Source organism: Streptomyces sp. NPDC088124, assembly GCF_040685895.1.
Lineage (GTDB): Bacteria > Actinomycetota > Actinomycetes > Streptomycetales > Streptomycetaceae > Streptomyces.
In genome coordinates this window covers 1-6452 of the sequence record NZ_JBFBJB010000121.1, presented here as the reverse complement: position 1 = coordinate 6452, position 6452 = coordinate 1, and the positions used below count along the sequence as shown (strand labels likewise).

Below are 6452 nucleotides of genomic sequence, written 5' to 3'. Positions count from 1 at the left end.
CCCGCACACAACACCCGCGCCAACCCCTCCGCCCGCACATCCAACTCCCCATACGACAACGACACACCACCACACTCCACCGCCACCGCACCCGGCGAAACAGCCACCCGCCCCGCAAACACATCCACCACCGAACCACCCGGCACCACCCCCACCCCACCACACTCCACACCCACCACAGACTCCAACTCCACACCACCCACCATCGACACCCCACGCAACACAGCCCCACCACCACCAGCCACCAACCCACCCGCCAACTCCACCCAATGCCCCGCCAACCGCTCCACAGACCCCGCATCGAACAAATCCGTGCTGTACGAGACGACGGCGAACAGCCCTTGCCCCGGACGCGGTTCGAATTCGAAGTTGAGGTCGAACTGGGCCGTCTCCACCGGCGGCAGCGTCTCCTCCACCCGCAGCCCGGGCAGGGTGAACGTCTCGCGCGGCGCGTTCTGGAGCGTGACCGCGACCTGGACCAGAGGCGTCCTGCTCGGGTCGCGCTCAGGGTCCAGTTCTTCGACCAGTCGGCTGAACGGCACCGCCTGGTGGGCGAAGGCCGCGAGCGTCGTCTCCCGCACCTGGCCGAGCAGAGTGGCGAAGTCGGCCGCTTCGTCGATCCGGGTCCGCAGGACGAGGGTGTTGACGAAGAAGCCGACGAGCCCTTCGAGTTCGGTACGTTCACGCCCCGAGACGGCCGTGGCGACCGCGAGGTCGTTCTGTCCGCTGTAACGCGCGAGCAGAAGCTGGGTCACCGCCGTGAGCGCCATGGAGGTCGTACCGCCCTGGCCGCGCGCCGCTTCGGTCAGCGCGGCCGCCAGTTCCTCCGGCACCCGGAACGTGTGCAGCGCGCCACGACCGGTCCGTACGGCCGGGCGCGGCCGGTCCGTGGGAAGTTCGAGTACGGGCAGCTCCCGAAGCTGCCCCCGCCAGTAGTCCAGGTGTCCGTCGAGCGCGTCGCCCGCGAGCCGACCGCGCTGCCAGACCGCGTAATCCGGGTACTGCAAGGGGAGTTCGGGAAGACCAGGAGCCGCGCCCCGGACCGCCGCGGCATACAGCTCGCTCAGCTCCCGGGTGATGACGCCCATCGACCAGCCGTCCGTGACGATGTGGTGCATGGTCAGCATCAGGGTGTGCAGGGAGGCGGAGCCCGACTCCGACTCCAACTCCGACTCCACCACCAGCAGTGCACGCATCAGTGGCCCGGTGCGCAGATCGAACGGTGTCGCCGCCTCCGCGCGGAGCGTCGTCTCCCGCTCCGCGTCCGAGCCCGTCTCGACCACCCGGATCCGTACGTCAAGTCCGGCGTGGACCCTCTGCACGCCCCGCCCGTCGACGGAATCGAACGTCGTACGCAGGGCCTCGTGCCGTTCGACCAGTCCGGAGACCGCCGTGCGGAGCGCCGCCACATCCAGGGCACCGGTCAGCCGGAGCGTGGTGACGACGTTGTACTCGCGGGCCCCCGGTGCGAACTCGTCCAGGAACCAGAGCCTTTCCTGCGCGTACGAGAGCGGCAGCTCGCCGTCCCGGTCCGCGGGCGCGATTCCGGGGTCGGGCAGCGGCGAGGCGCTCACGACCGTGGCCATGGCCGTGGCCGTGTCGACGGCGGCGGCCAGGCCGGCGACGGTGGGGTGGTCGAAGAGCGTACGCGGGGAGAGCCCGGCGCCCAGTGCGGCGCGGATGCGGGAGACCACTTTCAGCCCCGCGATGGAATCCCCGCCGAGGTCGAAGAAGTCGTCGTGGGCGCCGATCCGTTCGGTGCCGAGCACCGTCGACCAGATATCGGCGACGGCAGTCTCCGTGCCGGCCCGTGGAGCTACGTACGCCGACTCGGGGGCGGCGTCCGGGACCGGCAGCGCGCGCCGGTCGATCTTGCCGTTGACCGTGAGGGGCAGTGCGTCCAGCATGACGAACGCGGCGGGCACCATGTACGCGGGGAGTACCGCGTCAAGGTACGCGCGCAGGGCCGGTACCTCCAGTGTGGCGCCGGTGGCCGGGACCAGATAGCCGACGAGCCGCTTCACGCCCGGCCGGTCCTCCCGCGCGTCGACCACGACGGCACCGACCTCGTCGCGCGCAGCCAACGCCGCCTCGATCTCGCCGAGTTCGATACGGAAGCCACGGATCTTGACCTGTCCGTCGCCCCTGCCGAGGAACTCCAGCCGGCCGTCGTCCAGCCTCCGTACGACATCACCGGTCCGGTAGAGCCGCTCCCCCGAGCCGAACGGATCGGCCACGAACCGCTCGGCCGTCAGGCCCGCCCGGCCGTCGTAGCCGCGCGCGAGACCCGACCCACCGAGATAGAGCTCTCCCGGCACCCCCACCCCGACCGGCCGCAGGGCCCCGTCCAGCACATAGGCCAGGGTGTCGTCCATCGGGCGGCCGAGAGGTACGGGGCGTACGCCTCCCGTGTCGCCGGCCCCGACCGGACCGCAGAGCGCGAAGGTCGTGGCCTCGGTCGGCCCGTACACATGGACCAGCTCCGTGTCCGGGCAGTGCCCGGCCATCCGGGCCATCGCCGCCGGGGAGGCCGCCTCGCCCCCGGTCCAGACCTCCCGCAGTCCGGCGAAACACCCCGGGTCCTCGTCCGCCAGTGCTCCGAAGAGCGCTGTGGTCAGGAACATCGCCGTGACACCACGCTCGGCGGCGCGCCGTACCACCGGCGCCGACAGGTCCTCGTCGGCCACGTCGACGCAGCCGCCGTTGAGCAGCGGTACCCACACCTCGTACGTCGCGGCGTCGAACGAATGCGGCGAGTGGAAGAGCACATGCCGGTGCGCGCCGGAGGCCCATCTGCGGTCGGCGGCCAGGGCGACGACGGAGCGGTGGGTGACGGCGACGCCCTTCGGCTCGCCGGTCGACCCGGAAGTGAACATCACGTACGCCGGGTCCTCCGCCGCCGGCAGCGGCACCGGGTGGCCCGACCCGTCATCGGAGGAATCGACGACGGACTCGATGACGGAATCCATGACGGAATCGACGGCACCCGGCCCTTCCGCCGCGTGAGCCATGTCGAGGAGGGCGATGTGATCCGGTACGCGGTGCGCCGTTCCGTCCGTCAGCAGCAACTCGGCACCACTGCGTCCCAGGATCTCCCTCATCCGCTCGGCCGGATGATCCGCGTGCAGGGGTACGTACGCGGCTCCCGCCTTCAGCACCGCCAGCATCGCCACCACCACGTCCGGCGACCGCTCCAGCAGCAGTCCGACACGCGATCCGACGCCGACGCCACGCTCCCGCAGAGCGCCGGCGATCCGGTCGGCCCGTGCGTTCACGGCCGCATACGTGAGGGTGGCTCCGCCGTGCCGTACGGCGATCGCGTCCGGTGACGCAGCCACCTGTCCCGCGAAGACCTCCGGCACCGAGGCGGCGGTGCGCAGCGCGCCGACGCTGCCGCTCCACTCCCCGAGCACGCGTCCACGCTCGTCCGCGCCGAACAGTGGCAGCGCGGCCACGGTCCGCTCGGCGCTGTCCCCCGACTGCCCTGCCCCGGCGAGCACTTCGAGGGCGCGGGCACAGCTCTCGGTGAGCCGCCGTACCGTAACCGCGTCGAACAGTGCCGGGTCGTAACCGACGGTCAGCTGGAAGTCGCCGGAGGGCCGGACGGTGAGGGTCAGGGGGTAGTTCGTCGACTCCACCGCGTCGAGGCCGGACAGCACGATGCCGTGGTCCGCGCCGGCGCGCGTGTCCACCGGGTAGTTCTCGACCACGACGAGGCTGTCGAACAGTGCGGTACCGGAGGCCACTTGGGTGGGCATCTCGTGCAGGGCGACGTGTGCGTACTCGACCGCTTCGGCCTGTTCGTCGCCGATACGCCGCAGCCACGCGCCCACCGGTGCGGCGGGCGCGACGTCGATCCGTACCGGCACGGTGTTGATGAACAGCCCCACCGTGCTCTCTGCTTCCGGCAGTTCGGCCGGCCGCCCGGAGACCGTCGTACCGAAGACGATGTCCGAGGAGCCGGCGTACTGGGACAGTGTCAGTGCCCAGGCTCCGTGCACCATCGTGCCGACGGTCACCTGGTGACGGCGGGCGAAGTCCGTCACGGAGGCGGCCGTCCGGGCGGGAAGGCACAGCGAGATCCGTGCCGTCGATTGGGCGCGGTGCGCCGTGCCGGGTGCACGGTCGAAGGGCAGCGCGGACGGCTCCTCGAAGCCGGCCAGTCTGTTCCGCCAGAACGCGAGTCCCGCGGTACGGTCGCGCGCGGCGAGCCATGCGAGGTGGTCGCGGAACGCCCCACGGGCGACAGGCCGTTGGACAGGTTCGCCGACTCCCTCGGCGGCGTGCTCCGCGTACTCGGCCATGACGTCCGACAGCACGGCGGCACTGCTCCACCCGTCGAGCAGGATGTGGTGGAACGACCAGAGCACCTGTACCCGTCGCTCCGACAGCCGGGCCAGCGTCACCCGCGTGAGGGGTGCCCTGCCGGGGCCGAGAGCCATCCCCACGGCGCGGTCGTCGGCGAGCAGTGAGGCGAGCGACTCGCCGCACTCGGCCTCCGTACGGTCCGACCAGTCGAGCCGAGTCACGGGAAGGCTGACGTTCCGGTGCACGACCTGGACCGGCTCGGACACACCTTCCCAGGCGATCGACACCCGCAGCGCGTCCGAGGCGTCGACGGCGTGCTGCCAGGCGCGTGCGAGGGCGTCCAGATCGGTGACGCCGTCGAGAAGGAACGTGAACTGTTCGAGGTACGAGGCCGATTCGGGGCCCGAGTCGGGGGTGGGAGCGGGGCCGGTTTCCTGGGCCGACCGGCTCAACGTGTGGAAGAGCATGCCCGACTGGAGGGGTGTCAGCGGGTAGATGTCCTCAATGTCCTTGATGCCTCCGCCGCCTCCGCCCGTTGCGCGGGCGGATCCGGTGATCAGATCGATCTCGTCCTGGGTGAGCCGTACGAGCGGGAAGTCCGAGGGCGAGAACCCGCCGGCCTCGGGGCCCGCACAGTGCTCGATCAGCGAGCGCAGCTCGGCCATGTACCGCTCGGCCAGGCCCACGACGGTCGCGCGGTCGTGCAGTTGGTCGGAGTACGACCAGGTGAAGGTCAGCACGCCGTCCTGGACCGCCCCCACGACTTCCAGAACATGGCCACGTCGCTCGGCGGGGTGGTGCTCGCCTCCCGGGTTGAGAGTGAGGACCCCGGCCCAGCGGGCGGGGTCGCCGGCTCCGCCGAAGTGGCCGAGGTAGTTGAAGGCCAACTCGGGTACGGGCGCGTCCGCCAGGGGCGCCCCGGCCTGGCCCGGATCACATCGGAGGTAGCGCAGGGCTCCGTAGCCGACGCCCTGGTCGGGTACGGCCCGCAGCCGCTCCTTCACCGCCCGGATCGTCCGCCGCCACTCCGCCGGGGCGCCGGATTCCGTGGCGTGCGGAAGGTCCAGGGCGACGGGGTGGATGGAGGTGAACCAGCCGACGGTACGGGTCAGATCCGTGTCGTCGAAGATCTCCTCGCGGCCGTGGGCCTCGATGTCCACCGCCCAGCGCCGCCCGCCGGCCCACGGCCCCACCGCCCGCGCCAGGGCGGCCAACAGCACTTCGTTCGGCCGGGTCCGGTACACGGACGGAACGGCGTGCAGCAGCTCCGCCGTCTCTGCGGCCGTCAGCCGGAGGGAGACACTTCGCTCGGACTCCACGGTGTTGTCGCCGCCCGGCCGGTCCACGGGGAGGCGGGTGGTCACGCCCTCCGTCGTCTCCAGCCAGTACGGCACCTGCTCGTCGAAGCCACCGGCGGCCGTGTGCCCGGCGAGCCGGTCCGCCCACTGCCGTACGGACGTGCCCTTGGGACCGAGGTCGGGCCGGCGACCACTCGCGATCCGCTCGTACGCGGATTCCAGGTCCTCCAGCAGAATGCGCCAGGACACCCCGTCCATCACCAAGTGATGCGCGATCAGCGTTACGTGGACGGCCTCGTCGGCCTCGTCGGTGCGGGGCAGGCCCACGAGTACGCGGAACAGCGGGCCGTGGGCCAGATCGAGTCCGGCATGCGCCTGGGCCACCAGGGCGTCCCAGGCGACGGTGGAGGGAGCGGGGGAAGACGATGGTGAGCAGGATTCATGGACGGTGAAGACGGCGTCGAGCGGCAGCTCGGAAACGATCTCTCCCTCCCACATCCCCTCGGCGGTACGGGTGAAGGTGCTGCGGAGCGCATCGTGCTGTGCCAGCAGCGCGCCCACGGCGTCACGGAGGACTCCGATGTCCGTGCCGGGCGGCAGGGTGAACCCGGCCCCCATGTTGAAGTGCGCGGGGGCGACCGGATGTGTCTCGAAGAACCACTCCCGTACAGGAGTCGTCCCCACAGTGCCGGTCACCGTTCCGTGTTCGGCGAGCCGCACGGGGCCGGTATCGACCCGGCCCGCCTTGGGGGCGAGAGCGCTGACGGTGGGGTGGAGGAAGACGTCGCGGGAGGAGAGGGCGAGTCCGGCGCGGCGGGCTCGGGAGACGACCTGGAGACTGATGAT

At 71.2% G+C, this 6452-nt stretch carries 1 protein-coding gene; it reads right to left on the bottom strand.

Annotation, left to right across the window (positions count from 1 at the left end):
- Positions 1-6452: amino acid adenylation domain-containing protein (locus AB0P17_RS43040; RefSeq protein ID WP_365820558.1), on the bottom strand; the 6452-nt coding region annotated here is incomplete at both ends.